This window comes from uncultured Campylobacter sp. (assembly GCF_938017705.1).
Taxonomy (GTDB): domain Bacteria; phylum Campylobacterota; class Campylobacteria; order Campylobacterales; family Campylobacteraceae; genus Campylobacter_B.
Window position 1 is genome coordinate 1 of record NZ_CALIIS010000181.1, and the last position, 3,298, is coordinate 3,298.

3 protein-coding genes are annotated in these 3,298 nt (G+C 52.0%); all 3 read right to left on the reverse strand.

Translation table 11 applies throughout. From position 1 onward, the window contains the following. Positions 1–123: 123 nt before the first annotated feature. Positions 124–1,716, reverse strand: coding sequence for an ABC-F family ATP-binding cassette domain-containing protein (locus tag Q0605_RS08470; protein WP_298706135.1), 1,593 nt, complete (start codon positions 1,714–1,716; stop codon positions 124–126). A gap of 208 nt (positions 1,717–1,924) precedes the next feature. Further along, a complete protein-coding gene (locus Q0605_RS08475) occupies positions 1,925–3,052 on the reverse strand; it encodes a cation diffusion facilitator family transporter (RefSeq protein ID WP_298706138.1) in 1,128 nt (375 codons plus the stop codon). Between the two features lie 18 nt (positions 3,053–3,070). Continuing rightward, positions 3,071–3,298 (reverse strand): hypothetical protein (locus Q0605_RS08480; protein WP_298706139.1); only part of this gene is annotated, 228 nt, incomplete at its 5' end.

The following is a 3,298-nucleotide window of genomic DNA, read 5'->3' on the forward strand; positions in this document are numbered from 1 at the left end:
TTTTTTAAAATTTCGCCGTCGCGCTCGAGCGCTACTAGGCGCAGATCGTGTCCGCGTCGGCGCAAAAACTCGCTCACGCTCATATCCTGCGCCAGCTGCAGCGGCTCGCCGTTTACGCAGATCTCAATCATCGCTCGCCCCTAAGCTCTCGCGGTACTCCTCGTAAGTGCCCCTAAAATCGACGATTTCGGCGTCTCCTTTGAGATGCAAAATTCTATTTGCAAACGCGTCGATAAGCTCGCGGTCGTGACTCACGCAGATCGCGCAGCCCGCGAAGTTATACAGCGCCTCTCCCAGAGCGATGATCGCCTCAAGATCGAGGTGGTTGTTGGGCTCATCAAGCACCAGCAGGTTCGGGCGTTGCAGCATTAGCTTGCTTAGCATCACGCGGTGTTTCTCGCCGCCGCTTAGGCTGCCTACGCTTTTCTCTTGCTCGGCTCCGCTAAAAAGCATGCGCCCAAGGCATTTGCGAATTTCATCCAGATCCCTATTTTGCGGGCTTTGCAGATATTCGTAGAGCTTGAGCTCGCCTGAAATTTTATTATTCGTATCCTGCGCGAAGTACCCAGGCTCGATCGTGGCGCCCATATGAACCTTGCCGCGCTGCGGCGCGAGCTCGCCCATGATGATCTTGCAAAGCGTGCTTTTGCCCACGCCGTTTCGACCGATGATCGCGATCTTATCGCCGTGAGCGAGCTTGAGATTGAAATTTTTTAAAATTTTAATCTCGCCGAAACTCATATCCACGCCGCTTAGCTCTAAAATTTCATTACCGATCTCGCGCGCGGGCTTAAATAAAATGCTAGGCTCTCTGCGCGAAGAGGTCGCAAGCTCGCTAAGATCGAGTTTGTCGAGCTGTTTTTGGCGGCTCGTGGCCTGCTTCGCTTTGCTTGCGTTGGCGCTAAAGCGAGCGATAAATTTTTCAAGCTCCGCCTTTTCTTTGAGCTTTTTCTCGCGCTCAAACTGCGCCTGCTTGGCGATGAGATTGGACGCTATGAACCAGTCGTCGTAATTGCCGCTAAATTCGCGTACCCGCCTAAAATCCACGTCGAGGATGTCCGTGCAGACGCGGTTTAAAAAGTGGCGGTCGTGGCTGATGACTACGAGCGTGCCGGTGTGGCGATTTAGCTCAAACTCGAGCCACGAAATGGCGTCGATATCGAGGTTGTTCGTAGGCTCGTCCAAAAACAGCACGTCGGGGCGCGGGAAGAGCACCTGCGCGAGTAGAACCTTAAATTTATCGCTCGTCTCGATCTCGCTCATCTTTTTATCGAAGTCGTTCAGCCCCAGCGAACTTAAAATTTTCTCGATCCGCGTTTCGTACTCGTAGGCGGGATCCTCCTCCGCACAGATCATCTCAAGCTCGCCGAGGCGCTCGTTTATCTCGTCGTTAAACTCGCCCACTTCGTAAAGCTGCGTCTTTTCGCGCACAGCGTCATAGAGGCGCTTGTTGCCGTAGAGTACGGCGTCTTTGACGCTGAAACTTTCAAAGGCGAATTGATCCTGCCCCAAAACGCCGATTTTAAGCCCGCTTTCGATCAAAATTTCGCCGCTGCTTGCTTCGATCTGCCCGCTTAAAATTTTAAGCAGCGTCGATTTGCCCGCGCCGTTTGCGCCGATGAGACCGTAGCGCCTGCCCTTATCGAGGCTCAAATTTACGTTTTCAAAAAGCAGCTGTTTGCCGAAGCGCATCGTAAGATCTTTGATTTCAACCATATTTTTCCTTTTAAATTTCTATTTGCATTGCCTTGAGCGCGGGCTTCTGCCAGGTTTTGCGCGCAAATTTCATCTCGCGGTTTATTGCAGCTTTTGCGCCGCGCAGAACCGCGATAAATTTCTCCTATTGTAGCTTAAAATTCTGAAATTTCGCCGAAGGAGCGCGGACGGGCACGATTAAATTTAAACCGCTAGAGCAATTTAAATTTTAGCCGCTGTAATCGCTATCGCGAGTGATGATGAGCGTGTAGTTCGGATACGCGGCGCGTACCTGCTTGCAGACCGCGCGAAACGTCGCCTCCATATCGGGCGCTGCGAAATCGACGATAACGTCGAAGCTAATCGAGCGCTTGCTCTCGTCGAGATAAAATCCGTGTATCTGCGAAACGAACTCGTGCGAAAGCGCCATCTGCTTGATATGCTCGTAGATCTCGGCGGCGCGCGGATCGTTCCTGTTAAACGCGTAAATTCCTACGGTGTCTAAGATGATATTAAATTTCGCAAAAACGGCGTTTTGGATGCGGCGCGTAAGAGCATCGATCTGCGCCGCGGTCGTACCCTCTGCGACCTCGATGTGGATGCTGCCGACCATCTTGTCGGGCCCGTAGTCATGAAACATCAGATCATACGCGCCGATGACGCCCTCAAAGCCGCGCACGACGTCGTAAATTTCATTCGTAAGCTCCAAGCTCGGGCGCGAGCCCAAAAGCTTGCTGATCGTATCGCGCAGAATTTCATACGCCGTTTTGATTAAAAGAGCCGAAATTATCGCGCCCAGATACGCCTCCAAGCTCAGCCCGAAAATAAGCGAAATCAAAGCCGCTACGAGGGTGGCTAGCGATACGAGCGCGTCGTATTTGGCGTCCACGCCGCTTGCGATGAGCGAGTCGGAATTTACGCGCTCGCCCGTCTTTTGCGTATAGAGCCCCAGGCTAAATTTCGCCGCGACCGCCACGGCGATGATGGCGAGCGAAATTGCATTATAATTCGCCGTTTGCGGATGGATGATCTTTTTGATCGATTCAACGAGCGAGACGCCGCCAGTATAGAGGATGATGACGGCGATTACGATCGCGCTTAGATACTCAATCCTGCCGTGTCCGAAGGGGTGCGCGCGATCGGGCTGCTTGCTAGCAAGATGCACGCCTACGATCGTAATGACGGACGAAAGCGCGTCGCTTAGGTTGTTTACGGCATCAAGTACGATCGCGATCGAGCCTGAGATCAGCCCTACGACGCCCTTAAATGCCGCTAAAATTACATTTGAAATGATACCGATCGCACCGGTGCGAATGATGATTTTATCTCTGCTATACGCCGCTTGAGGCACTTCCATTATCTCTCCTTTGAAATTTTACTCTAAGCCGCAATCGCTGCGCGTGTAGGTCAGATCGGCGATTTTTTCGCCGCTTTGCAGAAATTGTCGCACGCCTATGCGCTTTAGGCCGCCCGCTTTCATCGTCGCGCATACGTCCTTTTGCCTGTCAGCGCGCAAAACTCTCTCAAAATTTTGCTTGATCTTAGGATCTACTTTATCCCAAATTACGTTTTTTAGGGTCATGGAAACTATAAATTTATCGCC

Bases quoted from the DNA above. Each gene is read 5' to 3' on its own strand.
- Q0605_RS08470 (WP_298706135.1), bottom strand. From the start codon at position 1,716: ATGGTTGAAATCAAAGATCTTACGATGCGCTTCGGCAAACAGCTGCTT.
- Q0605_RS08475 (WP_298706138.1), bottom strand. From the start codon at position 3,052: ATGGAAGTGCCTCAAGCGGCGTATAGCAGAGATAAAATCATCATTCGC.